Annotated in this window: 27 protein-coding genes; 11 read left to right on the top strand and 16 right to left on the bottom strand. The window is 44.0% G+C overall.

The window, feature by feature from the left end:
- The first annotated feature begins 128 nt into the window (after window positions 1-128).
- Window positions 129-713, top strand: a complete 585-nt coding sequence (locus AC3WJC_RS15840; protein ID WP_492400092.1) for an energy transducer TonB — start codon at window positions 129-131, stop codon at window positions 711-713.
- Between the two features lies 1 nt (window position 714).
- Here AC3WJC_RS15840 and AC3WJC_RS15845 read toward each other — a convergent pair whose 3' ends face one another.
- Complete coding sequence (locus tag AC3WJC_RS15845; RefSeq protein WP_492400093.1) at window positions 715-1974, bottom strand: prephenate dehydrogenase/arogenate dehydrogenase family protein; 1260 nt, start codon at window positions 1972-1974, stop codon at window positions 715-717.
- A gap of 133 nt (window positions 1975-2107) precedes the next feature.
- On the opposite strand from AC3WJC_RS15845, the gene AC3WJC_RS15850 reads away from it, so the two are divergent.
- A complete protein-coding gene (locus AC3WJC_RS15850) occupies window positions 2108-2740 on the top strand; it encodes a hypothetical protein (RefSeq protein ID WP_492400094.1) in 633 nt (210 codons plus the stop codon).
- 9 nt (window positions 2741-2749) lie between these two features.
- Here the strand turns inward: AC3WJC_RS15850 and AC3WJC_RS15855 are convergent, their stop codons facing one another.
- Window positions 2750-2911 carry a hypothetical protein gene (locus AC3WJC_RS15855; RefSeq protein WP_492400095.1) on the bottom strand — a complete coding sequence of 54 codons (162 nt, stop codon included), beginning with the start codon at window positions 2909-2911 and terminating at the stop codon, window positions 2750-2752.
- A 159-nt stretch (window positions 2912-3070) separates the two neighbouring features.
- Here AC3WJC_RS15855 and AC3WJC_RS15860 point away from each other — a divergent pair, with 159 nt between their 5' ends.
- Window positions 3071-3268 (top strand): hypothetical protein, encoded by a 198-nt coding sequence (locus tag AC3WJC_RS15860; protein ID WP_492400096.1) that lies wholly within the window; start codon window positions 3071-3073, stop codon window positions 3266-3268.
- A gap of 77 nt (window positions 3269-3345) precedes the next feature.
- Here the strand turns inward: AC3WJC_RS15860 and rpsJ are convergent, their stop codons facing one another.
- The 4 genes from rpsJ to rpsL all read right to left on the bottom strand — a co-directional run bounded on the left by rpsJ (window position 3346) and on the right by rpsL (window position 6905).
- Window positions 3346-3651 carry a 30S ribosomal protein S10 gene (rpsJ, locus tag AC3WJC_RS15865; protein WP_022830652.1) on the bottom strand — a complete coding sequence of 102 codons (306 nt, stop codon included), beginning with the start codon at window positions 3649-3651 and terminating at the stop codon, window positions 3346-3348.
- 153 nt (window positions 3652-3804) lie between these two features.
- The gene (gene fusA / locus AC3WJC_RS15870) at window positions 3805-5910 is read right to left on the bottom strand and encodes an elongation factor G (protein ID WP_492400097.1); all 2106 of its coding nucleotides are present in this window, start codon (window positions 5908-5910) and stop codon (window positions 3805-3807) included.
- A gap of 95 nt (window positions 5911-6005) precedes the next feature.
- On the bottom strand, window positions 6006-6473 hold the full coding sequence (rpsG, locus tag AC3WJC_RS15875) for a 30S ribosomal protein S7 (RefSeq protein ID WP_194101706.1): 468 nt from the start codon (window positions 6471-6473) through the stop codon (window positions 6006-6008).
- An 18-nt stretch (window positions 6474-6491) separates the two neighbouring features.
- Window positions 6492-6905, bottom strand: coding sequence for a 30S ribosomal protein S12 (gene rpsL / locus AC3WJC_RS15880; RefSeq protein WP_079717716.1), 414 nt, complete (start codon window positions 6903-6905; stop codon window positions 6492-6494).
- A 281-nt stretch (window positions 6906-7186) separates the two neighbouring features.
- Here rpsL and AC3WJC_RS15885 point away from each other — a divergent pair, with 281 nt between their 5' ends.
- Entirely contained in the window at window positions 7187-8419 is a 1233-nt protein-coding gene (locus tag AC3WJC_RS15885) for a M57 family metalloprotease (RefSeq protein ID WP_492400098.1), read from the top strand.
- Between the two features lie 61 nt (window positions 8420-8480).
- On the opposite strand, the gene AC3WJC_RS15890 is transcribed toward AC3WJC_RS15885, so the two are convergent.
- Window positions 8481-9440, bottom strand: a complete 960-nt coding sequence (locus tag AC3WJC_RS15890) for an NAD-dependent epimerase/dehydratase family protein (protein ID WP_492400099.1) — start codon at window positions 9438-9440, stop codon at window positions 8481-8483.
- A 196-nt stretch (window positions 9441-9636) separates the two neighbouring features.
- On the opposite strand from AC3WJC_RS15890, the gene AC3WJC_RS15895 reads away from it, so the two are divergent.
- Both AC3WJC_RS15895 and AC3WJC_RS15900 read left to right on the top strand, forming a co-directional pair.
- On the top strand, window positions 9637-10818 hold the full coding sequence (locus AC3WJC_RS15895) for a formimidoylglutamase (RefSeq protein ID WP_492400100.1): 1182 nt from the start codon (window positions 9637-9639) through the stop codon (window positions 10816-10818).
- A 35-nt stretch (window positions 10819-10853) separates the two neighbouring features.
- Window positions 10854-12035 carry a redoxin domain-containing protein gene (locus AC3WJC_RS15900; RefSeq protein ID WP_492400101.1) on the top strand — a complete coding sequence of 394 codons (1182 nt, stop codon included), beginning with the start codon at window positions 10854-10856 and terminating at the stop codon, window positions 12033-12035.
- 18 nt (window positions 12036-12053) lie between these two features.
- Here AC3WJC_RS15900 and hisS read toward each other — a convergent pair whose 3' ends face one another.
- Complete coding sequence (gene hisS, locus AC3WJC_RS15905; protein WP_492400102.1) at window positions 12054-13607, bottom strand: histidine--tRNA ligase; 1554 nt, start codon at window positions 13605-13607, stop codon at window positions 12054-12056.
- An 89-nt stretch (window positions 13608-13696) separates the two neighbouring features.
- On the opposite strand from hisS, the gene surE reads away from it, so the two are divergent.
- Both surE and lpxB read left to right on the top strand, forming a co-directional pair.
- Complete coding sequence (surE, locus tag AC3WJC_RS15910) at window positions 13697-14467, top strand: 5'/3'-nucleotidase SurE (RefSeq protein ID WP_492400103.1); 771 nt, start codon at window positions 13697-13699, stop codon at window positions 14465-14467.
- 17 nt (window positions 14468-14484) lie between these two features.
- Window positions 14485-15597: a lipid-A-disaccharide synthase gene (gene lpxB / locus AC3WJC_RS15915; protein WP_492400104.1), complete on the top strand. Its 1113-nt coding sequence runs from the start codon at window positions 14485-14487 to the stop codon at window positions 15595-15597.
- Window positions 15598-15676: 79 nt separating this feature from the next.
- Here lpxB and AC3WJC_RS15920 read toward each other — a convergent pair whose 3' ends face one another.
- The 3 genes from AC3WJC_RS15920 to AC3WJC_RS15930 are packed head-to-tail and all read right to left on the bottom strand — an operon-like array spanning window position 15677 to window position 16228.
- Window positions 15677-15838: a hypothetical protein gene (locus AC3WJC_RS15920; protein ID WP_492400105.1), complete on the bottom strand. Its 162-nt coding sequence runs from the start codon at window positions 15836-15838 to the stop codon at window positions 15677-15679.
- Window positions 15839-15871: 33 nt separating this feature from the next.
- A complete protein-coding gene (locus AC3WJC_RS15925; RefSeq protein WP_492400106.1) occupies window positions 15872-16012 on the bottom strand; it encodes a hypothetical protein in 141 nt (46 codons plus the stop codon).
- A gap of 27 nt (window positions 16013-16039) precedes the next feature.
- Window positions 16040-16228, bottom strand: coding sequence for a hypothetical protein (locus AC3WJC_RS15930; RefSeq protein WP_492400107.1), 189 nt, complete (start codon window positions 16226-16228; stop codon window positions 16040-16042).
- Between the two features lie 630 nt (window positions 16229-16858).
- Here AC3WJC_RS15930 and AC3WJC_RS15935 point away from each other — a divergent pair.
- On the top strand, window positions 16859-17347 hold the full coding sequence (locus tag AC3WJC_RS15935) for a hypothetical protein (protein ID WP_492400108.1): 489 nt from the start codon (window positions 16859-16861) through the stop codon (window positions 17345-17347).
- Here AC3WJC_RS15935 and AC3WJC_RS15940 read toward each other — a convergent pair.
- The 3 genes from AC3WJC_RS15940 to AC3WJC_RS15950 all read right to left on the bottom strand — a co-directional run bounded on the left by AC3WJC_RS15940 (window position 17344) and on the right by AC3WJC_RS15950 (window position 22464).
- On the bottom strand, window positions 17344-19371 hold the full coding sequence (locus tag AC3WJC_RS15940; protein WP_492400109.1) for a S8 family serine peptidase: 2028 nt from the start codon (window positions 19369-19371) through the stop codon (window positions 17344-17346). The genes AC3WJC_RS15935 and AC3WJC_RS15940 overlap by 4 nt on opposite strands.
- Window positions 19372-19588: 217 nt before the next feature.
- Window positions 19589-21388 (bottom strand): DEAD/DEAH box helicase, encoded by a 1800-nt coding sequence (locus AC3WJC_RS15945; RefSeq protein ID WP_492400110.1) that lies wholly within the window; start codon window positions 21386-21388, stop codon window positions 19589-19591.
- Between the two features lie 128 nt (window positions 21389-21516).
- The gene (locus tag AC3WJC_RS15950) at window positions 21517-22464 is read right to left on the bottom strand and encodes an NAD-dependent epimerase/dehydratase family protein (RefSeq protein ID WP_492400111.1); all 948 of its coding nucleotides are present in this window, start codon (window positions 22462-22464) and stop codon (window positions 21517-21519) included.
- A 212-nt stretch (window positions 22465-22676) separates the two neighbouring features.
- Here AC3WJC_RS15950 and AC3WJC_RS15955 point away from each other — a divergent pair, with 212 nt between their 5' ends.
- Window positions 22677-23684, top strand: coding sequence for an aspartate-semialdehyde dehydrogenase (locus AC3WJC_RS15955; protein WP_492400112.1), 1008 nt, complete (start codon window positions 22677-22679; stop codon window positions 23682-23684).
- Between the two features lie 70 nt (window positions 23685-23754).
- Here AC3WJC_RS15955 and AC3WJC_RS15960 read toward each other — a convergent pair whose 3' ends face one another.
- Window positions 23755-23937, bottom strand: a complete 183-nt coding sequence (locus AC3WJC_RS15960; protein ID WP_492400113.1) for a hypothetical protein — start codon at window positions 23935-23937, stop codon at window positions 23755-23757.
- Window positions 23938-24048: 111 nt separating this feature from the next.
- Here AC3WJC_RS15960 and AC3WJC_RS15965 point away from each other — a divergent pair, with 111 nt between their 5' ends.
- Window positions 24049-24612, top strand: coding sequence for a type 1 glutamine amidotransferase domain-containing protein (locus tag AC3WJC_RS15965; protein ID WP_492400114.1), 564 nt, complete (start codon window positions 24049-24051; stop codon window positions 24610-24612).
- Window positions 24613-24664: 52 nt separating this feature from the next.
- Here the strand turns inward: AC3WJC_RS15965 and AC3WJC_RS15970 are convergent, their stop codons facing one another.
- Entirely contained in the window at window positions 24665-25738 is a 1074-nt protein-coding gene (locus tag AC3WJC_RS15970; RefSeq protein WP_492400115.1) for a DUF2157 domain-containing protein, read from the bottom strand.
- Between the last annotated feature and the right edge of the window lie 66 nt (window positions 25739-25804).

Below are 25804 nucleotides of genomic sequence, written 5' to 3' on the forward strand. Positions count from 1 at the left end.
TTACGAAGTTATTTTTAAAATATTTCTTTAGTTGCCATGCAGTTACGTTATCAGCCTCAATAAAAGAGGTTGTAGTGCTTGATTGCAATCTGATAATTGTATAGATTAGTTTAATAAACCTAACCAACATGAAACCTTTTTACACCCTGATCATCGCCATAATGGCAACTGCCGCCGCTTACGGTCAGCAAAGTACCAACGAAAGCAAAGACATCCCGCCGGAATTTAAAGGCGGGATACCCGCATTTGGAGAATATATCACTAATAATATTACTTATCCAAAAGTTGCAGGGCTAATTGGTATTGACGGCCAGGTGAGGATGCAATTTATAGTTAATGAGGAAGGCAAAGTTGTAGAAGCTGTCCCGTTAAACTGCATTGGAGCGGGTTGTGAGGCTGAAGCCAGCAAGGTACTCTTAAACTCACCCAGATGGAAACCGGGGATACAGAAGGGGAAACCGGTAAGGGTACAATATACCTTGCCTATAAATTTTCATATGCGGAAAGCGATGATCACCATGAAAGAACTCCGGAGATCCGACTATGGGTTTATTTTCCTGATAAAAGATAAGGAATATAATATCGACCAGGCTGAGGAAATGCTTGGCAAAGAATTTTTGTCAAACAGTATTATTATTGCTGAAGAGCAATATGATGACCAGCACAAGGTTGCCGGTAAAAAGGCTACTTATTTATTGAAGATAGATGGTTGATTTATTCCATTGTTAATCGCCTGATCAGTTCGGCGCTTTGCTTGTTACCTTCGTCGAGCCTGTCCTTAAAAAAGGCCTGCACCTGATTAAAATGTTTTTTGTAGCCTTCCATATCGCCATAGCCTATTATAGACGACCACTCGCGCACGGCCGAATGGAACTCGAGGTCGTCGCCACGGATACTTTTGTCGTATAAGGCGGTTTTAATGGATTCTTCCAGCAGTTCTTCGTTCTTGAACAGGTATTCGGCAATACCCAGCCGTAAACGGAACGGCGGGGTTTGGGCGATCAGGTTATCATACGGACTAACGCCCAGGTGGTACCAGGCATCAACCATACTCAATATACTAAGGTGTGAATTGGGTTTGCGCTGGGCGGGGCCATTGGCTAACGAAAACTCTTTCATCACGGCATCGTTAAACATGATGGGCTTACGGCTTTCGTGAAAAACAAAATCGCGGGCGCGGTATAACCGGCTGCGAAATTCATCCTCTTCTTCCATAATCATCAGCTTAAACAATTCCGATTCGGATTGCGCATAGCGCTTAACCTGTTCACGGGCGTAAGGGTTCATGATGGCCAAACCAGCATACACGTGCGCCTTGTAGCTGAATATACGCAGCGTGGTCAAAATTTTTACGTTATCAATACCGCCATGGTAGGAGCCGTTATCCCACGGGAAAAAACCGGCAGAACTCCACGCGGTGCCCATACTCTCAAAACCAACGTGGGTTACGGCCTGGGTATCGGCTACAATACGATCGTGCTCGTGATAATCCTTTAACTCCACAATGTCTGACCCGATGGCGGTAAATAAATTGAGCATACGCTGGTAAGCATCAGCAGCCGAGCGGTGGTTTATTAATATCAGCTTTTGCCCTTGCGGTGCAAAGCCGGGCCCGTGCATAGCATGAAAAGTAATTATATTGGCATCGGCGGGCAGGTGCTTTTCAAAAGCGGTTATCTCAGGATGCTTTACCGAGGTTTGCCCCGCCACAATAGCACCTAATTTAGTGATCGGGCCATACTCGGCTACTACCTGCATAATTTTTTCAGCTTCTACGGAGTAGATAATAAGGTCACACCGGTGAGCGATCTCCCTGCCGCTGTCCAGCAGTTTTACGCCATGCGGAGCAAGGTCAGCCTCAAGTTTTTCACGGTTTTCGGGCATATCGCATCCATATACCTCGTAACCCGCCTTTGCGAAAGCCTTGGCGTATAAACGCCCCATATCACCCAAACCTATAATGCCTATTAACATGTTGCTAATATAAGTATGCGCGGCATATTTCGGAATGAAACATTATTTTCGTTTATTGCGGATGCAGATACGGCAGGCATAGTTTTAGCCGTTAACGCTGTATATTTACTATAACATCTAAAAAATTACACCTATGAAGAAATTATTTATTATCCCGATAATTATTTTTATAGCGTTTTTTACCGCTGTGCAAGCGCAGGATACGACTAAAAAAGCAGCGTCAAAACAGGCACGCACACAAACTGCCGCGCCGGCACCACAAAATACCGACCGCAGCCTGAGCGGCCAATACCGGTATTTGCTTACTAAAACCTATAATTACCAACAACCTATAATCGGTGCCTTTTACCGTAATGTAATGGACACCATAAAAACGGAGCGCGCCGCGTTGCGTAAAGCGCAGGCTACCGTAAACAGCCAGGCAGCAACCATTAAACAACTCAATACTGAGGCGACCATTAAGGATGAAACCATATCGGCTGCAAATACCAAGATGGATCAGATAAACCTGTTGGGTATAGGCTTTACCAAGGCGGCTTATAACACGCTGATGTGGGGACTGGTGCTGGGTTTCGGCATTGCGCTGGCTATAGTTATTGTTACCACTACCCGCTTCAGGCAGGAAGCCAAATACCGCATTAAGCTCTATAACGAACTTTCGGAAGAGTTTCAGACCTATAAAACCAAGGCTAACGAAAAGGAGAAAAAACTGGCCCGTGAGCTGCAAACCGAGCGCAATAAGCTCGATGACTTAATGGGCCGGTAGTCATTCACGTTATTTATCTAATTTCTTTTTTAGTTCGGCAGCTTTATCGTTTTCTGCTTCCTTTTGTTGTTTAGCAGTACGATCTTCCGCCCCCTTTACTTCGTCCTTTTCGCTGATGGGATGCTCTATTTGCAGGCTATCTTTTTCCTTGCTGTGATCTTGCTTTGCCATAATGGTGTGTTTACTTTTCAACCGCTTGACTATGCAAAATGTTCTAAAGAAAATAAATTAATCATTAGGAAATTAATAAAAGATTTTAGCTATCTTTAATTAGTACTTCCTTTGCCGATACTAACCTATTTTTCCTGGACACTTTAAAATTGTAACGTTATGGAACAGGAACTAAAACACTATGATTTCATTAACCTGCAAACAGGCAATGTTATCTCGTACATATCGCTGCCCGCATCGCTTAACGGCCCCAAACTGGAGCATGAACTGGCTAAAAAGAAAACGGAACTGGCGATAAACAATCAACTATACCTCGAGCTCATCTACTGGCAGGATCACGACCATTGCATCAGGTAGATTACCGCTTTAAAACAAAACAGCCATTCGCTTTGGGCAAATGGCTGTTTTTTATTTTTTCGGATCTTCCGGTACTATCACACTTTGATCTCAACTTCAACACCGCTTGGCAATTCAAGCTTCATCAGGGCATCAACAGTTTTTGAGTTTGAGCTGTAGATGTCTAACAAACGCTTGTATGAGCAAAGTTGGAATTGCTCACGTGCTTTTTTGTTTACGTGTGGTGAACGTAATACGGTGAAAATTTTCTTTTCAGTTGGTAAAGGAAGCGGTCCGCTTACTACAGCGCCGGTTGGCTTTACTGTCTTAACGATCTTCTCGGCTGACTTGTCAACCAGATTATAATCGTAAGATTTCAATTTGATCCTGATTCTTTGGCTCATTTTAAATTTTACTTTTTGTGATCTCACAGATTGATCTCTGATTTCACTTGATTATTGATTGGCCACCTCTAAGAGCTATTTATTAGATGATGACCGGTTTATTTTAATTACACCGGTTTGTAATTGGATGCAAACCGGTGTAATATATAATGCTTAGTTATTGTTTCTGTTACCTTTTGTTTTGGCAACTACTTCATCCTGCACGTTACGAGGTGCTTCAGCATAGTGATCAAACTCCATGGTTGAAGTTGCACGGCCCGAAGTAATGGTACGTAACTGGGTTACATAACCAAACATCTCTGAAAGTGGCACAGTAGCTTTAATTACCTGCGCACCTGCACGTGAATCCATACCTAAAAGCTGGCCACGACGACGGTTCATGTCACCAATAACGTCACCCATGTTTTCTTCAGGAGTTAAGATCTCGATCTTCATGATAGGCTCCAGCAGTACTGGTTTACACCTTGGCAATGCTTCGCGATAAGCCATTTTAGCAGCTAACTCGAAAGATAGCGCGTCTGAATCGACCGCGTGGAATGAACCATCAATTAACCTTACTTTTAAGCTTGTAAGCGGGAATCCGGCTAATACACCATTCGTCATTGAAGCGGCAAAGCCTTTCTCAACAGATGGGATAAACTCACGAGGGATTGAACCACCGCTGATTTCGTTCACAAACTGCAAGCCTTCTTTACCTTCATCATTTGGTGATAGTATAACCTGGATATCAGCGAATTTACCACGGCCACCGGTTTGTTTCTTGTATGTTTCGCGGTGTTGTACTGTACCTGTGATAGCTTCTTTGTAAGCAACCTGTGGCGCGCCTTGGTTAACCTCTACTTTAAACTCACGTTTTAAGCGATCCATGATGATATCCAAGTGAAGCTCGCCCATACCTGAAATTACAGTTTGGCCGGTTTCTTCGTCAGATTTTACGTGGAAGGTTGGATCCTCTTCAGATAGTTTACCTAAAGCGATACCTAATTTATCAACGTCAGCCTGAGTTTTAGGCTCGATAGCCAAACCGATAACCGGGTCAGGGAAATTCATCGATTCAAGGATGATCGGGTGTTTCTCGTCACAAAGGGTATCGCCTGTTTTAATATCTTTAAAGCCTACTACCGCTGCAATATCACCTGCACCTACGTTAGGTATAGGGTTTTGCTTGTTAGCATGCATCTGGAATATACGGGAGATACGCTCTTTGTTATCTGAACGCATGTTATGTATGTATGAACCTGCTTCTAAGTTACCCGAGTAAACACGGATAAAGCATAAGCGGCCTACAAACGGGTCGGTAGCAATTTTGAACGCTAAAGCTGAGAACGGTTCTTTCTCTGACGGGCGGCGCAGAATTTCTTCGCCGGTATCAGGGTTAGTACCAACAATACCTTCAACATCCATTGGTGAAGGCAATAGCTCCATCACGTAGTCAAGCATGGTTTGTACACCTTTGTTTTTGAAAGATGAACCGCAAACCATAGGTACAATTTTAGCATCTAAAACCGCTTTACGTAAAGCATCAAGTACTTCGCGCTCGGTAATAGTTTCAGGTGCGTCAAAAAATTTCTCCATCAGGCTTTCGTCATACTCAGCTACTGATTCAAGTAATTTTTCTCTCCACTCGTTAGCTTCGTCAACCATATCATCCGGGATAGGCACTTCAGTAAAGGTCATACCTTTATCATGCTCATTCCAAACAATACCGCGGAAGTTGATCAGGTCAATAACGCCTTTAAAGTTCTCTTCAGAACCGATTGGTAACTGAAGCGGAACAGCGTTGCTGCCCAACATGCTTTTTACCTGTTTTACAACATTTAAAAAGTCTGCACCGCTACGGTCCATTTTGTTAACAAAACCTATACGGGCAACATTGTAATTGTTAGCCAGGCGCCAGTTAGTTTCAGATTGAGGCTCAACACCATCAACGGCTGAAAAAAGGAACACCAAACCATCAAGCACACGTAATGAACGGTTTACCTCAACGGTAAAATCCACGTGACCCGGGGTATCAATAATGTTAATGTGGTAGTTATCACCCCTGTATTTCCAGTTTACGGTTGTAGCAGCCGAAGTAATGGTGATACCACGCTCCTGCTCCTGCGCCATCCAGTCCATGGTAGCGGCACCTTCGTGTACCTCACCAATTTTGTGGCTAACGCCCGCGTAATAAAGAATACGCTCGGTAGTTGTAGTTTTACCGGCATCAATGTGAGCGGCAATACCTATGTTTCTTGTATATCTAAGATCTCTTGACATCTTTTTTATTTATTGATTTGTTGAATTACTGAATTAATGATTACTAAAATGTTACTTAATCAATAATTCAGTAATTCAATCCCTCAGTAATTTTTTTAGAACCTGAAGTGAGAGAACGCCTTGTTAGCTTCAGCCATTTTGTGCGTATCTTCTTTCTTTTTAACCGCGGCACCTTCACCTTTTGAAGCTGAGATGATCTCACCGGCTAATTTCTCCATCATGGTTTTTTCGCCACGTTTACGAGCATAGCTGATCAGCCATTTCATACCCAAAGCGATTTTACGCTCCGGACGAACCTCAGTAGGTACCTGGAAGTTAGCACCACCAACACGGCGGGATTTAACTTCAACAGCAGGCATTACGTTGTTCAAAGCTTTTTTCCAGGTATCTAAACCGCTTTCGCTGGTTTTCTTTTCAACGATATCAACAGCGTTGTAAAAAATTGAGTACGCAGTAGATTTTTTACCATCATACATCATGTTGTTTACAAATCTTGTTACCAAAGTATCATTGAACCTTGGATCAGGAAGGATAATTCTCTTTTTTGGTTTCGACTTTCTCATTTTCTATTATCCTCCTTATTATTTCTTTTTACCTTTTGCAGGTGCGGCTGCTGCCTGGCCTGGTTTAGGACGCTTGGTACCATATTTTGAACGGCGTTGGTTACGACCGGCAACACCTGAAGTATCTAACGCGCCACGTATGATGTGGTAACGTACACCAGGTAAATCCTTAACACGGCCGCCACGGATCAACACGATAGAGTGCTCCTGCAGGTTATGGCCTTCACCCGGAATGTAGGCGTTAACCTCTTTACCGTTAGTAAGGCGCACACGGGCAACTTTACGCATTGCTGAGTTTGGTTTTTTAGGGGTAGTGGTGTACACACGGGTGCACACGCCTCTTCGCTGTGGACAGCTGTCCAACGCTGGTGACTTACTCTTGTCTTCCAGAGCTACTCTACCTTTTCTAACTAATTGCTGAATAGTAGGCATTTCTTGCTTTGTTTCTTTACAGTTTTATTCCTATTTTAAGGACTGCAAAGGTAGGTCAATTTTTTTTATTAACAAGTGCCTGATTGAAAATATTTTAGTAGTTAACAACGGGGCTTAATGAATGAGTAGCTTTTATATTAAAAAATTAAAATAAGCTGTTGCATCTAACAAACAGTAATTGCATAAAATCCCATCAGTTATATTTCCTTTAAATTATTTATTAACTATAAAAAAATATGGTATGATTGATTATATTTGGTTTCAATTTAAACATTATCATTATGAGAAACCAGTTATTACGCCATGGCATATTGTTATGCCTTATGCTTTTTATTCTTAATTCATGTAAAAAGGATGAATCCGCTAAAAAGGATGTTATTCCGCAAAAGCCGGTTACAACAGTAATTGATTACATCAAATCTCTCGGCTTTCGTGAATCAGAGATCAAGGATATCGGAGAAAATTATCTTGTTAATGAAGATATTTTGTTTTCAAAGAAACAGGTTACCGAAATGCTGAAGAAAAACGCATCCAAGCTGCGTGTAGATCAATATGGATCACAAAATTACTTAGGCCTTTTATCAAGCGTTATTATCAAAATTGACCCTTCAATGAGTAGTTATGTAAACGAAATAAATTCGGCCATAACGCAATGGAATAATGTACCTAACTGCAGGGTAAAGTTTTTTATACATAATGGCCAGGGTGTGCCATACGCGCTGCCTAACGTTACAATTACTAATGGCGCCCTGGGTTCAAACACATGCGGTGCGGCTTATTATCCAATGAATGGAGTACCCGGTAATCAAATATGGATCAATCTGGCAATTACTGCAAGCATGTCGTTCGATCAGAGGCAGCGTACTGTAACCCATGAATTAGGGCATACAATAGGGTTGGCTCATACCAACTGGTTTGCCGTAGGCGATGCAAGCTCCGGCACTACAGGTAATGGAGCAAAGTATAATACCACCCATATATTAGGTACACCTACCGGTTATGATTATGTTTCGTTAATGAATAGCGGAGAGTGTTCTTACGGCGCTACACAGCTATCTGATTATGATAAAATAGCAGTACAATTTATTTATCCTGAAAACCCGCCTGTTACAGGCATGTCACCTGTTTTCAGATATAACAATGTAGGTAATGGCGATCATTTTTATACAAGCAACTATTACGAGCTTTCGCAAGGCAGCAATAACACATACTTATTTGAAGGTGTAGGCTTTTTTGCCTCAACAAGTCAAATATCCGGCTCATCACCCGTTTACCGTTATTACAACTCAAATAGCGGAGATCATTATTATACAAAAAACTTAGGCTCTTATTCGGGTTATGTTTATGAACGCATAGCTTTTTATGCTTACGCTTCGGCAATAAATGGCGCTGTACCTGTATACGGCTATTACAACACACAAACTGGAGATCACTTTTATACCAAAAACCAAAACGAATTTATAAACGGCACCGGCACATATGTTTATGAGGGCGTACAATTTTACGCCTACTAAATAACTCCCGGCCTGTATAAAGCCTTAATACCAAAAGGCTTTATACAGGCCTTATCTAAATTCACTTAGCACAAATCTCCCTGATACTCTCGCTAACCGGTTTAAACTCGATCCCGATCGCCTTTTTGATTTTTGAATTATCAAATTGCTTTATGGCAACGGCTGACTGCGCGGCTATTTTATCCAAAAAAGGATCTTTACCGGTAATGGCGGCAACAAACGCGGCGGCACGCCAGGCCAGGTTCATCATCCAGGGTTTGGCTTCCTTTGCGGGGGCAGGTATACCGTAGCCTTGAGCTATTTCCTGAACCACTTGTTTGTAAGCCATATTTTCGGAGTTGATAATGAAACGTTCGGCAGTAATATCGCTGTTCATCAAGGCTATCATGCATTTGGCTACATCCTGCACATCCACCAGCCCGGCGGTGCCGCTGGTGTAAAATTTTAGTCCTTTACGTACCGTGTTAAAAATCTGGCCGGTACCTTCATCACCTGCATTTATACCGATAATGAGCGATGGGTTAACGATCACGGCATCCAGCCCCTCGGCAATGCCACGCCAAACTTCCATCTCGCTTTCCAGCTTTGATATGGCATAGCCATCCGTTTCGGTACTTACATCCAGATGCGTATTCTCGTTAATAACTTCTCCCGGCTTTGCCAAACCTAATGCCGCTATGGAACTTACGTGCACTAATTTGCACCTATTATCAAGGCATAGGTTAACCACATTGGCTGTACCCGCAATGTTAGCGGCTATCATTGGTTTTTTATCCTTTTGCTTTAACGATACCCATGCTGCGGCATGATAAACCTGCGTAACACCGGCAAAAGCATCCTCCAGCGAAAACACATCCAGTATATCGGCAACCACCCATTCAATCAGTGCCGTGTAAGGCTTCAGTATTTCGGGAATAACCGAGGTTACACGTTTTGTGCAACGCACTCGTTCGCCCTGGCTTACCAATTGCAAAGCAACCTCCGCACCCAAAAAACCTGTAGCACCTGTTATTAAGATCATATTGCAAATGTGCAAAATATTCTGAAGCAGAATTTGTCTGAAATTATCTTGAACCAGAATTTCCTGAATTACAGGATTAACAGAATTTTGAGATGATTAGCATTCTGCCAATTCATTAATTCTAAAAATTCCGGTTCAGACAAATTCTCGTTCAAAAACAAATTCGCACATTTGCACATCCGCACATTAAAAATATATGTCATTAGCCGATTTTTTTACACCGATAGACCTGAAACGTATTACTCCGAAAAAGGGCTATTACACCAGTCAGTTAGGCAGCAAGATCGAACATTACTCGGTTGATTTTCCTGACCTGGAGCAAAAGATCGACATTGCGATCATCGGTGTGCAGGAAGGGCGTAATGCTGATAATAACGACGGCTGCTCGCATGGCCCGGATCATGTGCGCGAAAAATTGTACATTCTTAATGAAGGTAATTACAATACCAAGATTGTTGATTTAGGCAACATCAGGCAAGGTGCGGCGGTTACCGATACCTATTACGCCCTTAAAACAGTAGTTGAGGAACTGATTAAGCAGGATATTTTGCCTTTGATCATCGGCGGCAGCCAGGATCTGACCTACGCCCAATATCTCGGCTACGAGAAACTGGAACAGAAGGTAGACTTGGTAGTGATCGATTCGCATTTTGATATTGAGGATGATCCGCATCACGGCAGTATCGAAACTACATCGGCATCGTACCTCAGCAAAATATTTTTGCATGAGCCCAACTACCTGTTCAATTTCAGCAACCTGGGGTATCAAACCTATTTTACAAGCCAGGAAAGCCTGCGCGTAATGGAGAAACTGTATTTTGATGTGCACCGCCTGGGTGAACTGAGCAGTCAGGTTGCCGTTACCGAGCCCATCATCCGCAATGCTAACATGATCAGTTTTGATATTTCAGCCATACGCTCGGCCGAGGCTATGGGTAATGTTAACGCTACCCCTAACGGCTTTTACGGTGAGGAAGCCTGCCAGCTATGCCGGTATGCCGGCTTTAATGATAAGTTAACCTCGATAGGTTTTTACGAGTACAACCCCGCTTATGACAGCAATGGCCAAACCGCTATGCTGCTGGCGCAGATGGTGTGGTGTTTTGTGGATGGCTTTTATAACCGCAAGCGAGATTTCCCGCTGAACCCCAAATCGCAATACCTGATCTACAAAACCAGTTTGAAGCATGACGACCATGAGCTGGTATTTGTAAAAAGCAAAAAATCCGACCGCTGGTGGATGCAGGTGCCCTACCCTACGCATGGCTCCATGAACGAACGTTTCCATTTGGTGCCTTGTCGTTATGAAGATTATAAAACCGCCGTATCCGGCGAAATGCCCGACTTGTGGTGGCGCACTTACCAAAAACTGGCCTGATACAATTAGGCCGGTATTTACACGTTAATCAGTTAATGAAAAAATTTATTTTGGCCGCTGCCCTGTTGTTACCGGTAATGGCTTTTGCGCAAAGCGATGCGCCTTTTAAAATAAACGGAAAACTGGGCAAACTAAATGCGCCTGCCAAAGCCTACCTGGCTTACCGCGTAGGCGATAATAATATAACCGACTCGGCCAATATTAACAACGGTACCTTTGAGTTTAACGGGCGAATTATAGAACCTACCAACGCTACCTTATTTATTGATCGCCGGGGGCTGGGTTTTAGCCGATATGTTGACCTGAACTTTCCGGATGGCGGGGCATCAAAAACCGCCGAGATGCTGCCATTTTTTATCAGTAAGGAAAGCTTTACCATTATAGGTACCGACTCGATAAGCAAAGCCACCATCAACGGCTCCCAGGTAAATGATGATAATAAAAAGCTGGTTGACCTGCTGAAGCCTATCAACGAAAAGGCTAAAAAAATAAATGCCGAAGCCGCAGCCGCTACTGAGCAGCAAAAAAATTCGGCATCTTTTCAAAACAGTATGCAGGCCAAATACAAAGCACTGCAAACCGAGCAAAAATCGGTAATGAAAAATTTCATTTCTGAAAATCCCGGCAGTTTTATCAGCCTGCTGGCGGTAAGCTCGTTGGGTGGCCCATCACCGGAACCATCAGAGATTGAACCCTTGTTCAGCAAGTTAAGCGATGAGTTAAAGAACTCAAGCGGCGGCAAAGCTATTCAGCACGCGCTTGAGGGTTTACGCAGCACTGCCATTGGTGCCGTAGCACCTGATTTTACACAGAATGATGTGAACGGCAAGCCGGTAAGCCTAACCTCATTCAGAGGAAAATATGTATTGATTGATTTTTGGGCCTCATGGTGCAAACCCTGCCGTATGGAAAACCCGAATGTAGTTAAGGCTTATTACTTATATAAGGATAAAAACTTTACGGTTTTAGGCGTGTCGCTTGATGCGGAAAGCGCCAAGGCCGCCTGGCTGGCAGCCATCAAACAGGATGGCCTGGTATGGACCCAGGTATCCGACCTTAAATCATGGAACAATGAAGCCGCCGGGCTTTACGGCGTGCGCTCCATCCCGCAAAACTTTTTGATAGGGCCTGATGGTAAGATCATCGCCAAAAACCTGCGCGGCGACGACCTTGACGAAAAGCTTGCCGAACTATTGGGCGGTAAAAAGAAATCGTAACAAAACGTTAAAACTGGCTTAGGCCTGCTTTAACGCCTCAATAATTTCACCGGCGGTTAGCTTTTGCTGTTCGCCGGTGATCATGTTTTTAAAGGCAAGCTGCCCGCTTTGAATTTCCTCACTGCCAATTAATATGGTATAAGCTATCTGCTTATTATTGGCATAATCCATTTGCTTTTTAATTTTGGCACCGGCCGGGTAAAGTTCAGCCTTGATATCCTGCGCGCGCAGTTGCTGTAATAGCGGCCAGGCGTATGCTTCGGCATCCTTATCAAAACAACAGATCAGTGACTTGGTACTTTGCACCGCCTCAGTAGGGAAAAGATTGAGCTCTTCCATTACATCATAAATACGGTCGGCACCAAAACTGATGCCTGCGCCGGTAAGGTTTTTTAAGCCGAACATGCCGGTAAGGTCATCATAACGGCCGCCGCCGCCAATGCTGCCCATTTGCACCTCGTTTGTTTTAACCTCGAAGATAGCGCCGGTATAATAGTTTAGTCCACGAGCAAGGGTAATGTCCAGTTCAAGCATAGCTTTTTGTAGCGGCGCGGCATTAATAAAATTCAATACCGTTTCAATTTCATCACAACCTTTAAGTCCGGTTGCTGATGTGGCCAGTGCTTCGCGCAGGCTGGCCAGCTTTTCGGTATTCGAGCCTTGCAGCAAGATAACCGGCTTTAGCTTTTCAATATCTTCTTCGGTAAAGCCTTTAGTGATCAATTCAGCGGTAACTCCATCCAGTCCGATCTTGTCCAACTTATCAATGGCAACGGTAAGGTCAATTATGTTATCGCTTTTATTAATAACCTCGGCGATGCCCGATAGTATTTTTCTATTATTGATCTTGATGGTAAAATCTTTCAGTCCGAGCTTGCTTAAAGCCTCATCGTAAATCTGTACAAACTCCGCTTCGTTAAGCAGCGAGTCAGAGCCTACCACATCGGCATCACACTGGTAAAACTCTCGGTAACGCCCTTTTTGCGGTCTGTCAGCACGCCAAACCGGCTGCACCTGGAAACGCTTAAACGGAAAGGTAATATCATTTTGATGCTGCACTACATAGCGTGCAAATGGAACGGTGAGATCGTAACGCAGGGCTTTTCCAGAAACTTTTTCAATTAGTTTTTGATTAGTTTCCTTATTCAGTTTTCCAATTTCATCTTCATTGTTACTTACTGTAATATACGCTTCTTGTAATGACTTAGCATTGACAGGACTGTATATTATTGCTTGATCTTTATATGAGTACCCAATTTCATTATCAGTTGGCTTTATTCCTAACTCCAATCCACTTTTCTTCAATGAATTTGTAAGCGTAGCAAATTGTTGTAATAATGACGAATCAATCAAATCACCATTATCCAAAATTTTAAACATTAGCTTATCGCCCTCATCGCCATATTTTCCGGTTAATGTGCTTAAGCTCTCCATAGCGGGGGTTTCTATTTGCTGATAGCCATATTTACGGAAAACCGACTTAATGGTATCAAAAATAAAGTTACGTTTTGCCATTTCGGCCGGAGAAAAATCACGGGTACCCTTTGGTACGGATGGTTTGATGGATGCCATGCGGCAAAGGTAAAAAAATTCCGCTGACTCAACTCGGCTTTGCTTCGCGCGCGGAAGCGAGTCAATATTAAATAGTAGATTTGCAGCCTATGAAAAAGAATAAGCCAACCATATTGGTAGTGAACGATGATGGCATCACCGCGCCGGGCATTAAGGCGCTTATTTATGCCATGAATGATATTGGCCGCGTAGTGGTTGTTGCGCCTGATAGTCCGCAATCGGGCATGGGGCATGCTATTACCATTGGCAAGCCGTTGCGTTTTGATAAGGAAGACCTGTACGAAGGCATCGAGATGTACAAATGCTCGGGCACCCCGGTTGATTGCGTTAAGCTGGCCGTAAACCTGGTTTTTAAAGGTAAAAAGCCTGATCTGTGTGTATCCGGAATTAATCACGGACTAAATAACTCCATCAACGTTTTATATTCGGGCACCATGTCGGCCGCGGTTGAGGGCGCTATCGAAAGCATCCCATCCATAGGTTTTTCACTGGATGATTATACCCAGCAGGCTGATTTTGAACCCTGCGTTAAATATGTAAAGCAAATTGCCCTGCAAGTATTGGAGCATGGCTTGCCTGCAGCTACCCTGCTTAATGTGAACTTTCCGGCTACGCCGTTAAAAGGAATAAAGATATGCCGCCAGGCCAATGCCAAATGGGCCGAGGAATTTGATGAGCGCATGGATCCGCATAAACGCCCCTACTATTGGCTAACCGGGGTTTTCCAACTGAATGATCAGGGTGAGGATACCGATGTTTGGGCTTTGGAGAATGGCTATGTATCGGTAGTACCCGTACAGTTTGACATGACCGCCCACCACGCTATACCGGTGTTGAATAGCTGGAAGTTTAACGATTAATTGCTGATATTTACCGTATGAAGTATTACCTGGTAGTCGGCGAAGCCTCGGGCGATCTGCATGGAGCTAACCTGATGAAGGCACTTAAAGAGCAGGATGCCCAGGCGGAGTTCCGTTATTTTGGCGGCGACCTGATGCAGGCCGAAGGTGGCACCCTGGTAAAACATTATGCCGATATGGCTTACATGGGCTTTGTGGAAGTGGCGCTTAACCTGCGCTCCATCCTCAAAAACATGAAGCAGTGCAAGCAGGATATCACGGACTGGCAGCCGGATGTGCTAATCCTGATCGACTTCCCCGGCTTTAACATGAAGATAGCCGAGTACGCCAAAAAGAATGGTTTGCTGGTATGCTACTATATATCCCCAAAAGTTTGGGCCTGGAACCAAAAGCGTGTGCTCAACATTAAAAAAATGGTAGACCACATGTTTTGCATTCTGCCGTTTGAGGTCGATTTTTACAAGAGCTGGAATATGCAGGTTGATTACGTAGGCAACCCCTTACTTGATGCCGCCGCCGCGTTTAAACCATCGGCTACTTTTTTACAGGATAATAACCTGGAGGGCAAGCCCATAATCGCCTTGCTGCCCGGCAGCCGTAAACAGGAGATCAATCATTTACTGCCCGATATGGTGGCTATGCAGGCACGTTTTCCCGGCCATCTGTTGGTGATCGCCGGGGCGCCGTCATTCAATGAGGCCTATTATCAGCCTTACTTAAAAGGCCATAACATACCCGTTATATTTAACGCTACTTATGATCTGCTGCAACACGCCGAGGCGGCTGTTGTAGCATCAGGTACGGCTACTTTAGAAACCGCCCTGTTCAATGTACCGCAGGTAGTGGTTTATAAAGGCAACGCCGTTACCATCGGCATAGCGCGCATGGTGATCAAAATAAAATTCATATCGCTGGTAAACCTGATCATGGACAAACCGGTAGTACGGGAGCTGATACAGCAGCAATGCAATCCGCAGGAAATATATGCTGAACTGAACCGCTTGCTGAACGATAACGCTTACCGGCAGCAGATGCTGAATAATTACGATTTGCTTGACGAAAGGATGGGCACACCGGGTGCTTCAGCCAAAACGGCGGCACTCATCATTAAATACACCGCAAAAAAGTAGAGCCCTGCAACAATTGCAAGGCTCTGCGTTTTTCATAGGTGATGTGAAAAAACAATTTATAGGTAGATGTATATGATGATCAGGCAGCCGACAAGTTGCGTTGTTCGGTTTCCTGGTTGTTGCTTGTTTTAGGGTGCTTGGTTCTGAAAGCCTGCAGATCCTGCATTAACATTTCACGTAGCTGGCTATCAAATTTAGCGGCTAATTTGCTTGTTGCCGGTTTAGTATTTATGTTTTTCATGGGTAGATGATTTAAGGTTGAATACTTTATTTATTAGGCAGCTGATAAGCCGTTGTTTACAAATTGATTTTTCGCTTGTTTGATCGCTTTCAGATCACTCATTAAAAGCGCTTTTAACTCGTTATCAAACTTGGCTACCAGTTTGCTTGTTGATGGTTTTCTGTAAGTTTTCATAAGTTGAATATTTTTGTTGTCAGTTAATTAGTTCTTTTTTGTTCGTTCCTCTTCGTCTTCATTACTCAGGTTGTCTTTTCTGCGTTCGGCCTCTTTAAGCTGACGTTCCAGTTGCTCCTGGTCACGTGAGTCGGCCGGCTTTTCAGGGTTAGTGGGGTTTTCCCAACTTTGCTCCTCTTCGGCGTTCGCATTGTTTTTATTCCCGTTGACAACCATAATGCTGACGTTTTGTGATTGATGTTATTCCAATACAATGCCAAATGGCCAAACCCTGTAATGGAGCCCGGCAAGCCGGTAACCCGATCTGTAAAAAAAGAATTAAAACCAGCCTTTTGAAGCGAATAGTGCAATTAATAGCATACAATGTTGTATAAATTTGTATTACAACCTGTCGCCTCAAAAGGTCAAAAAATATTTTTTTAAGATTTTTATGGGGGGATAACAGCAAGCGCTTATCCGAACAATACACTGTCATACAATTGTCCTGAAAGGTGTACAATTGTATAGACAGATAGTAAGTTTTCATACTTTATAATAGGTTGTCCGATGCTGTAACACGTTCTTATAATTCATTACCCTCCAATATTTACAAACCTCATCACATTGAATAGAGTATGAGTTATAGTGAGTTTAATGACCGCATCATCTTTTATATCATCAATAAGCAAATACGCTATCTGTTAAAAATGAAACTCATAGAATCAATTGACCGGTTTTAAATTACCGGCCGTTTAAAGATTTTGAACTGTAAACTACCCGTTTAGCTATAGAAAAAGCTGTTTTTTGCATCGTGGCAACATAAAACATTTAATATGCCGTTTATTTGCAGAAACAATTCAGCATTCGATGAGGAAAACACTATTACTTTTAATTTCGGCATTAACATTATTATTTGTTGCAGATACTGCCAAAGCGCAGGATTACAGCACCGCTGTTGGCGCTAAATTCGGCGGATACGAGAACGGCATTTCCGTAAAGCATTTTACCAATGAGAGCACAGCGCTTGAAGGCATTTTGGGTATCAGGCGTGGCGGACTGGTGATAACCGGCTTATATGAGATCCATCAACCGGCATTTAATACGGATAAACTAAAATTTTACTATGGCTTTGGCGCGCACGCCGGCTCGGTTGGCGCGGGCAAATACAAAAAACTTGGCGGCGATGAGGTTTTTGAGGATAGCAAACTATTGATAGGCGCTGACGGCGTACTGGGTTTAGAATATGTTATTCCCAACTCACCTATTGGTATAAGCCTTGACCTTAACCCACGCGTAGAACTTGCAGGCCCCTTCTTTGACCTGGCACCGGGCCTGGGTATAAAATATACCTTTTAGTTAGCCCTTACTAACAATACCTTTCTTGATTCAACCTGGCTTCCGGCTGTTAACCTTAATACATAGGTACCCGAGGCCAGGTTTGTTACCCCTATCTGGGTGTTAAAATTACCCGGCTGAACTGCCCGGCTGTTATCATAAACTATCCTGCCGCTTATATCTATTAACTGTACACGTACGCTGCCTGCTGCCTTAATGTTTAGCATGGCATTGATGTACTCACTTGCGGGCACAGGGTATACCGTAAGACCTTCGCCGGGATTTGTGATATTGGTTTGGGAGATGCGCCCGCCTGATATAATCAGCGAATAATTCTGCCTGCCGGTACGCAGTATACCTTTATTGGATATGGATACGGTGTATGTTTCACCGGCAACGGCTGCCGGAATGTATACCTGCTCCACGTTATCAACCACATTATCACCCCTTATTGCTGCCGATGCCGGGTTTGCCGGGTCAAGCACCCAGGGGTTCACCACACCAGTCGCGCTGCTGCTGATGCGCACATCCAGGTCATTTACCAATTTGGGCAAGCGTTCGTTAAGTGTGCCCGCAGCCGCTACCGTACCTTCATGGTCAGTCCATGATATGGTTGCCCATAACGGGCCATTGCCGGTTGCTATCAATGTATAACTTTCAACCTGTGCCTGTTGCAGTGTACTTTGGCGGATGTAGGTACTTGTGCCATTATTGGTAATAGTTTGCGCGGCGCTACGCATATCAAGCACACCCCAGCCGTAAATATAGTCAGGCCCGGCGTTACCCGCGTCAAAAGCGGTATGGCATACCAGGGCTTTAAGGGTGGCGGCGCGCATGGCGCTATCGTTATGCAATTGTGCATAGTACTCCTGTAATAAAATTATGGAGCCTGATACATTGGGCGATGCCATTGATGTGCCGGATAAGGTACTGTATGCACTTGAGCCCGATGCCGATGTTGATACCACCGCTGAGCCCATACCCATAATATCCGGCTTTACCCGCCCATCATCAGTAGGGCCCCAACTGCTAAAGCTGGATACAGTATAATTTCCATTTGACGAAGGCCGGTTTACTGAGCCCACGGTAAGTATATTTTTGGCGTTGCCGGTTGTTGATACCACATCATAAGCCTCATTGCTGCTGATGTTTGCCGGGCGCGGCCCTTTTTCCACAATGCTTTGATCGGTGCGGCTCGCATAACCATAATAGGTTGAACCTACTGATGGCCCGGTATAGGCATGGCTGTTACCTGCCGATTCCACAATCAGGTAGTACGGTGCTTCAAAAGCTATTTTATCCCAAGCCTGGGCGCGTTCGTCATAAAACCCGAACAGGTAATCTTCATCATCACCGGGCAGGCCATACCAGGTCCAGCGGCCATTATCAAAATCCCAACCGGCAATATCACCATACGAGTGGTTTGATACCAGTAATCCGGCGGCATTGCTGCTGATCTCGGCAACATCATCATCAAAATCAAACGACTGTAAGGTATTCAACCCGAAAGCCATACCCTGAGCTACCGGATTAACGCCCCTGGCGATCAGGGTACCAGCAACGTGGGTAGTATGTTCAACGGCACCGGTTTGGTTAACCCCTATGGTAATATTTTTACCGGAAAATTCCTGGTGGTTGCGGTAAACGGTGCCGCCATCCCATATAGCCAATTTCTTAGACAGGGTTGTACTTGTGCCCGAAAGATCCAAACCCAGTTCACCACCGGGCTGTACCGTATTGGTACGTGTAGCTGCCGCCGCCTCGGTATTGCTGGTACGTAAAAAGCGGGGGAAGCCTAAGCTATTTACCCCTTGCAGTGCTATTATCCTGCCGCCCGTGGTTACTTTACGGATTACCCAGTTTTTTGATGGCGCTAAAGCCAGGGCCCTTTGCTTTCCGGAAGCGTAGGATGCCGCTAACTGTTTTGAAAAGCTTTCGAGATTTTTTCTTTGTATATCATTTACCAGGTTACGCTGTGCAAATGCCTCACCGGCTAATAAAACAGATATAAAGCAATATACTATTGCCGGTAAAAGGCGTTTCATGCAGCGGTATCGGTATTTTTATATTGAGAAATAAGTGGTTATGAATATTTTGCAATTTAAATGAAAATATAGAATATTATTTACTGCAACAATAATTTAATAGCCTTAAACAACAAAGCCCTTTCGCTTATCGCAAAAGGGCTCGTCAAACTAAACCAACTAAAAAATACTGCTCACCCACTTTACTAAATGAGCAGCTATATCTTGTTATTAAATATTAATAACGTTTACGGCGTTCGGTACGGTCTTCACGGCGTTTGCCGGAAAAATCGCGGAAACCGCCGCCACTTTTTGAACCACCGTCACGACGTTCGCCACCGCGCTCGCGGAAACCACCGCCACCTTCGCGTTTTTTGTAGCCTGAACCACCGCCACGACGCTCGCCGCCGCCACCGTCTCCTGATACTTCAATACGTACCGGGCGACCGTTAAATTCAACGCTTTTAAAGCCTTCAAACACTTTATCTACGTCATCGTTGCCTACTTCAAAGAAAGAGTAAACACCTTTAACATCAATTTTACCTACGGTACGGCCGCTGATCTTGGTATTGTTACAAATGTAACCCAACAGGTCGCCACGGTTAAACTCGTCTACCGAGCCTAAGTTGATGAACAAACGGGTATAGTCTGAACGCATACCACGGCTGCCACGGTCACCTTGCGCGCCGTCTCTTGAAGGCCTGTCTTCAAACGCGGCATTCAGGTCAGGAGCATTTTTGTAGTAATCCAAAAAGCGGTTAAACTCAAGCGAAGCAAAACGTTTGATGATCTCTTCTTTGCTCAAATCTTCAAACTCAGCCATAATGCGCGGAATGTACTGCTCAATTTGCTGCTCATTCACTTCAACATTATGTACCTTGTGTACCAGGGCAAATAATTGTTTTTCGCAAACATCAAAGCCTGTTGGTATTTCAGCTTTAACAAACTTTTTACCGATAACACGCTCAATCTGGCGAATTTTACCCAATTCTTTACCGTGGATTATGGCGATAGATACACCTGTTTTACCGGCACGTGCTGTACGGCCGCTACGGTGTGTATAGTTCTCTATCTCATCAGGCAATGAGTAGTTAATAACGTGTGTAACATCATTAACGTCAATACCACGTGCGGCAACGTCAGTAGCAATTAATAATTGCAGGCTGCGCTCGCGGTAGCGTTTCATTACCTTATCGCGTTGTTGCTGCGAAAGGTCACCGTGTAAAGAGTCGGCATTGTAACCGTCTTTTATCAGGGCCTCGGCAATTTCCTGAGTTTCAATTTTGGTACGGCAAAATACGATACCGAAAATCTCAGGGTTAAAATCAACAATGCGTTTAAATGCGGCATATTTATCACGTGCGCGCACTACATAGTACTCATGCTCAATGTTCACGTTACCGGTGTTTTTTTCACCCATGGTAAGCTCGAACGGATCTGTCATGTATTTTTTTGCAATCCTTCTAACCTCAGAAGGCATGGTAGCTGAAAACAGCCATGTTTTTTTATCGTCCGGCGTGGTCGATAATATACTGTCAATGTCTTCCTGAAAGCCCATGTTGAGCATTTCATCAGCTTCATCCAGCACTACATATTTAACCTGCGAAAAATCAATCGCCTTACGGTTAATAATGTCAAGCATACGGCCAGGTGTAGCAACAACAATCTGCACACCGCGTTTAATCTGACGTAACTGGTCAGAAATACTTGCACCGCCATAAACCGCTACCACATTAACGTTTTTAACGTTTTTTGCGTAGTTTTTAATGTCGTTAGTAATTTGTAAACAAAGCTCGCGAGTTGGGCATAAAACAAGCGCTTGCGGATAGTTTTCGTCGAAGTCCAGTAGCTCTAATAATGGCAAGCCAAAAGCAGCAGTTTTACCGGTCCCGGTTTGGGCTAATCCGACAAAATCGTTGCTGCCTGTTAACAATACCGGAATTGACTGTTCCTGGATTGGCGTAGGATTTTCAAATCCTAACTCAGAGATGGCATTAACAATATCATGACGGATTCCCAGTTGAATAAATGGGTTCATGAATTTAAATAACGTACTTGGCGACATTGCCAAATCGGGCGCAAAGATATGAATAAATATGGTTATTCCAAACCCCTATTTTAACTTGAGTTTGAAATAACGATATTTAACTTAAAAGCCGGGACTATTTATTTTACTTTCCTCAAATTCAATAACATATCTTCAACCAAGCGGGGCAAGTCAAATTCCGTGTGCCAGCCCCAGTCCTGTTGTGCCTGGCTATCGTCAATTGATTTTGGCCAGCTATCGGCAATAGCCTGCCGCGGATCGTTTTCTGAATAAGATAATTTAAAGTCGGGAATATGTTTTTTGATCTCCTCGTTTAATTGCTCCGGAGTAAAGCTTACACCGGCCAGATTGTATGATGAGCGGATGGTAAGGTTTTCAGCCGGGGCATCCATCAAACCAATGGTAGCGCGAATAGCATCATCCATGTGCATCATCGGCAATTCCGTATCTGCGGATAGAAAGCTTTGGTATTCACCTTTTGCCAACGCTTCGTGGAAAATATGCACGGCGTAATCAGTAGTACCGCCGCCAGGCGCGGCTTTCCAGCCTATTAAGCCAGGATAACGGATGCTGCGTACATCCAGCCCGTATTTTTCGAAATAATATTCGCACCAGCGCTCACCCGCCAGCTTGCTGAAACCGTAAACGCTGTTTGGATCCATTACGCAATATTGCGGGGTGTTTTGTTTTGGTGAATTAGGGCCGAATACCGCTATAGAACTTGGCCAAAAAACCTTGGCTACTTTAAACTCAACAGCAAGGTCAAGCACATTTAGCAAACCGTTCATGTTCAAATCCCAGGCAAGCTTTGGCTTTTGTTCGCCTACGGCAGATAATATAGCTGCCAGCAAATAAACCTGGGTTGGTTTATACTTTTCAAATATGGCGCGTACAGCAGCCGCATCTGTTACACTTGCCTGCTCAAAGGGGCCGTTGCTGCCGGCGTTTTTTGGCGGATGAAGGTCAGACGCGATAACCTGGCCATCGCCATGTTGTGTACGTAAAGCGGTTACCAGTTCGGTGCCAATTTGCCCGTTGGCACCAATTACTAAAATCATTTCGGTCATCAGGTGTTAATATGCCGCAAATGTAAAAAATAGAATTGTGATAACATTGGTAAAACGTATTATCAAATGTTATTAGCCAAACAATCAGCATTTATGAGTTTTTTTGCTGATATTTGAATTTGTTAACTGACCCAGTTACACTATTTTATTCAACAAACAGAAGATGTTGTGTTGCATCCATACCATCTTCACAAAAACAATTTTTTAAAACAATGAAAATCGCAGTAGTAGGTGCCACTGGTTTAGTGGGCACTAAAATGTTGCAGGTTCTTGAAGAACGCAACTTCCCGGTAACAGAATTAATCCCCGTAGCTTCAGAAAAAAGTATTGGTAAAGAGATCACTTTTAAGGGTAAGCAGTATAAGGTGGTTTCTGTTGAGGATGCGATTAAACAGAAGCCGGATCTTGCTTTATTTTCAGCAGGCGGCAGTACTTCATTGGCCCAGGCACCTTTATTTGCCGAGGCCGGTATCACGGTAGTTGATAACTCATCAGCCTGGCGTATGGACCCAACCAAAAAACTGGTTGTGCCCGAAGTTAATGCCGATGTATTAACCCCCGAAGATAAAATTATAGCTAACCCGAATTGCTCAACCATACAAATGGTAGTAGCTTTAAAACCACTGCACGATAAATATAAAATTAAACGCGTGGTGGTATCAACCTACCAATCGGTAACCGGTACCGGTGTTAAAGCGGTTGACCAGTTGTTTAACGAGCGTAACGGCGTTGAAGGCCCAATGGCATACCCATATACTATTGACCTGAACGTGATTCCGCAGATTGACGTGTTTACCGAGAACGGTTATACTAAAGAGGAGATGAAAATGATCCTCGAGACTAAAAAAATAATGGGCGATGACAGTATTAAGGTTACGGCTACTACCGTGCGTATCCCGGTAATGGGCGGCCACTCCGAGTCGGTAAACATTGAGTTTGTGAATGATTTTGATTTGGCCGAAGTTCGTGAACTGTTAGCCGCTGCGCCGGGCGTGGTAGTGGTTGATGATACCGCCAACCTGAAATACCCGATGCCGCTTGACGCGCATGACAAGGACGAGGTTTTTGTAGGCCGCATCCGTCGTGACGAGACACAGGACAATACCCTGAACTGCTGGATCGTATCAGATAATCTGCGCAAAGGCGCGGCTACCAATGCGGTGCAGATTGCGGAGTATTTAGCTGCTAAAAATTTGATAGGGAACGCGGTAGAGGCGTAGACCCCTCTAAATCTCCCCAAAGGGGGGACTTGAAATATAAAAAAGGGATAGCCGGTTGGTTATCCCTTTTTTATGAACCCTGGCTGCGTTTACTCAGCCAGCGGGTAAGCAGGTGGTATATGCCTACAAACAGCACACCCGCTATTACACTCTTAATAAAGGCTACCGTAAATTGCTGATCAAATATAACAGTGTAAACACCGGCCATTATAGCGGTGTAAATAATAAACATGATGATGTATCTCTTCGTCATGGCAGGGTGATATTGAGCCGCCAAATTAAGAAAGTTTAAAACTATTATTGCCTGTTGCCTGTAATTACTTTAGTTAATTAAGTTTATTACAAATTAAAAAATACAGCTATTATGGCAACATTAAGTAATCGTAAGGTGGCTATCCTTACCGAAGAAGGTTTTGAGCAAGTGGAGTTAACCAGCCCTAAGGAAGCGCTGGAAGCCGTAGGTGCTACCGTACATATCATATCGCCCAAAAGCGGCAAAATAAAAGCATGGAACAATACCGACTGGGGCATAGAAGTAGATGTTGACGTTGAATTGAGCAATGCCAGTCCGGATGATTATGACGCGCTGGTATTACCGGGCGGTGTACTTAACCCCGATAAACTGCGCCTGAATAAAGATGCGGTGGCTTTTGCATCAGCATTTTTAGATGAGGGCAAACCCGTAGCCGCTATTTGCCACGGCCCGCAATTATTAATTGAAACCGGTTTAATAAAAGGCCGTACGCTAACCTCCTACCCATCACTGGAAACTGATTTAAAGAACGCCGGTGCTGAATGGATAGACCAGGAAGTAGTGAGCGACAAAGGACTGGTAACCAGCCGTACGCCGGATGACCTGGATGCTTTTAACCGTAAAACCATTGAAGAAATAGCCGAAGGCATACATGAGGATGCTATACAGAGCTAAGTAAAAAAGATAGGTAAATGAAAAAGGGATGATTATAGCGTCCCTTTTTCATTTATGCATTAATAACATTATCGTGCTTTTTATCTTCCGCGCTGCGGATGTTCCAGATCCGTTCGGCCTTACGGCCAATGAGCCAGAAAGAAAGCCCAAGTATGGCAAAAAATATAGTATGATCTATATGATCCCAAAGGTACTCCACGTACTTGGTGTAGATGAATATCAGCAAAAAGGTGATACCGAACTCGCGGGCTATGGTGTCCTTATTTCTAAGCCCCTGCCATAAAAAGCCACCCGCGATAACCGCCGAAATAATACCCCAGTAATACAGGCTGATCTGTCTGATCTGATACCAGGCATCAACGTTACCGTAATTACCAAATATACTCAGCATCCACAGGGAAAGAAAAAGGTATAACAAGCCTACGACATACGTAAGCTCCCAAAACCGCTCGAACCATTTTTTTGAGCGGAGCAGGTAAACAACCGCTACCAGCAAGGCACCAAACACTACAAAGCGCAGCGGATAGTTCATGCCCAAAAAGTAATCAGCCCAACGGGTTTGATAACCGGTTTCGGTACCGAACCAGCTACCAAGGGATATCAGTGAGAACAGCCATATCAAGCTCGAATCCATACGCCAGGCCAAAAAGCCATATATAAATACCGATAACAGAAAAAGCAATGAATAATGCCCCGAACCATTATCAAACGTTTTGCCCAGGTAGGCAATACAACACGCGGTAAACAACACACCGGTAAATATCAGCGCTTCATTACTAAAAACCTGTTCGGGGTGTATACGTTCGCGCCTGCGGCCCTGCTGATAGAAGATACCCGCGGCTGTACCGGCAATAATACTAATTACAATATCAGGTGTGTAATATAATTGCTGCAGCCATCTAACAACAGTATCGTTAATAATCAGCGACCCGATAGCGATAATACCACAAGCCAGTGCTATCCAAAAGGAATACTTGGCCAGCCGCATCCAGTCAAACCCCTTAACCTCGTATGACGAGCGGAGTTTTTTAGCCTGTTCGCCATCCAGCATGCCTTCTTTTTCCCAGTGCGCAATGGCACTGTTCAAAAATTCACTTTCCTGCTTATCGAGATTTAACTTAGACATTGGTATTTATTTCAACATACCAGTTTTACAATGGCCATGATGTTAAATGTATTATAAAATTAATTA

It is taken from the genome of Mucilaginibacter sp. FW306-07-L, from assembly GCF_058782065.1.

Coding starts and splice junctions, on each gene's coding strand:
- AC3WJC_RS15840 (WP_492400092.1), top strand. CDS start 129: ATGAAACCTTTTTACACCCTGATCATCGCCATAATGGCAACTGCCGCC.
- AC3WJC_RS15845 (WP_492400093.1), bottom strand. CDS start 1,974: ATGTTAATAGGCATTATAGGTTTGGGTGATATGGGGCGTTTATACGCC.
- AC3WJC_RS15850 (WP_492400094.1), top strand. CDS start 2,108: ATGAAGAAATTATTTATTATCCCGATAATTATTTTTATAGCGTTTTTT.
- AC3WJC_RS15855 (WP_492400095.1), bottom strand. CDS start 2,911: ATGGCAAAGCAAGATCACAGCAAGGAAAAAGATAGCCTGCAAATAGAG.
- AC3WJC_RS15860 (WP_492400096.1), top strand. CDS start 3,071: ATGGAACAGGAACTAAAACACTATGATTTCATTAACCTGCAAACAGGC.
- rpsJ (WP_022830652.1), bottom strand. CDS start 3,651: ATGAGCCAAAGAATCAGGATCAAATTGAAATCTTACGATTATAATCTG.
- fusA (WP_492400097.1), bottom strand. CDS start 5,910: ATGTCAAGAGATCTTAGATATACAAGAAACATAGGTATTGCCGCTCAC.
- rpsG (WP_194101706.1), bottom strand. CDS start 6,473: ATGAGAAAGTCGAAACCAAAAAAGAGAATTATCCTTCCTGATCCAAGG.
- rpsL (WP_079717716.1), bottom strand. CDS start 6,905: ATGCCTACTATTCAGCAATTAGTTAGAAAAGGTAGAGTAGCTCTGGAA.
- AC3WJC_RS15885 (WP_492400098.1), top strand. CDS start 7,187: ATGAGAAACCAGTTATTACGCCATGGCATATTGTTATGCCTTATGCTT.
- AC3WJC_RS15890 (WP_492400099.1), bottom strand. CDS start 9,440: ATGATCTTAATAACAGGTGCTACAGGTTTTTTGGGTGCGGAGGTTGCT.
- AC3WJC_RS15895 (WP_492400100.1), top strand. CDS start 9,637: ATGTCATTAGCCGATTTTTTTACACCGATAGACCTGAAACGTATTACT.
- AC3WJC_RS15900 (WP_492400101.1), top strand. CDS start 10,854: ATGAAAAAATTTATTTTGGCCGCTGCCCTGTTGTTACCGGTAATGGCT.
- hisS (WP_492400102.1), bottom strand. CDS start 13,607: ATGGCATCCATCAAACCATCCGTACCAAAGGGTACCCGTGATTTTTCT.
- surE (WP_492400103.1), top strand. CDS start 13,697: ATGAAAAAGAATAAGCCAACCATATTGGTAGTGAACGATGATGGCATC.
- lpxB (WP_492400104.1), top strand. CDS start 14,485: ATGAAGTATTACCTGGTAGTCGGCGAAGCCTCGGGCGATCTGCATGGA.
- AC3WJC_RS15920 (WP_492400105.1), bottom strand. CDS start 15,838: ATGAAAAACATAAATACTAAACCGGCAACAAGCAAATTAGCCGCTAAA.
- AC3WJC_RS15925 (WP_492400106.1), bottom strand. CDS start 16,012: ATGAAAACTTACAGAAAACCATCAACAAGCAAACTGGTAGCCAAGTTT.
- AC3WJC_RS15930 (WP_492400107.1), bottom strand. CDS start 16,228: ATGGTTGTCAACGGGAATAAAAACAATGCGAACGCCGAAGAGGAGCAA.
- AC3WJC_RS15935 (WP_492400108.1), top strand. CDS start 16,859: ATGAGGAAAACACTATTACTTTTAATTTCGGCATTAACATTATTATTT.
- AC3WJC_RS15940 (WP_492400109.1), bottom strand. CDS start 19,371: ATGAAACGCCTTTTACCGGCAATAGTATATTGCTTTATATCTGTTTTA.
- AC3WJC_RS15945 (WP_492400110.1), bottom strand. CDS start 21,388: ATGAACCCATTTATTCAACTGGGAATCCGTCATGATATTGTTAATGCC.
- AC3WJC_RS15950 (WP_492400111.1), bottom strand. CDS start 22,464: ATGACCGAAATGATTTTAGTAATTGGTGCCAACGGGCAAATTGGCACC.
- AC3WJC_RS15955 (WP_492400112.1), top strand. CDS start 22,677: ATGAAAATCGCAGTAGTAGGTGCCACTGGTTTAGTGGGCACTAAAATG.
- AC3WJC_RS15960 (WP_492400113.1), bottom strand. CDS start 23,937: ATGACGAAGAGATACATCATCATGTTTATTATTTACACCGCTATAATG.
- AC3WJC_RS15965 (WP_492400114.1), top strand. CDS start 24,049: ATGGCAACATTAAGTAATCGTAAGGTGGCTATCCTTACCGAAGAAGGT.
- AC3WJC_RS15970 (WP_492400115.1), bottom strand. CDS start 25,738: ATGTCTAAGTTAAATCTCGATAAGCAGGAAAGTGAATTTTTGAACAGT.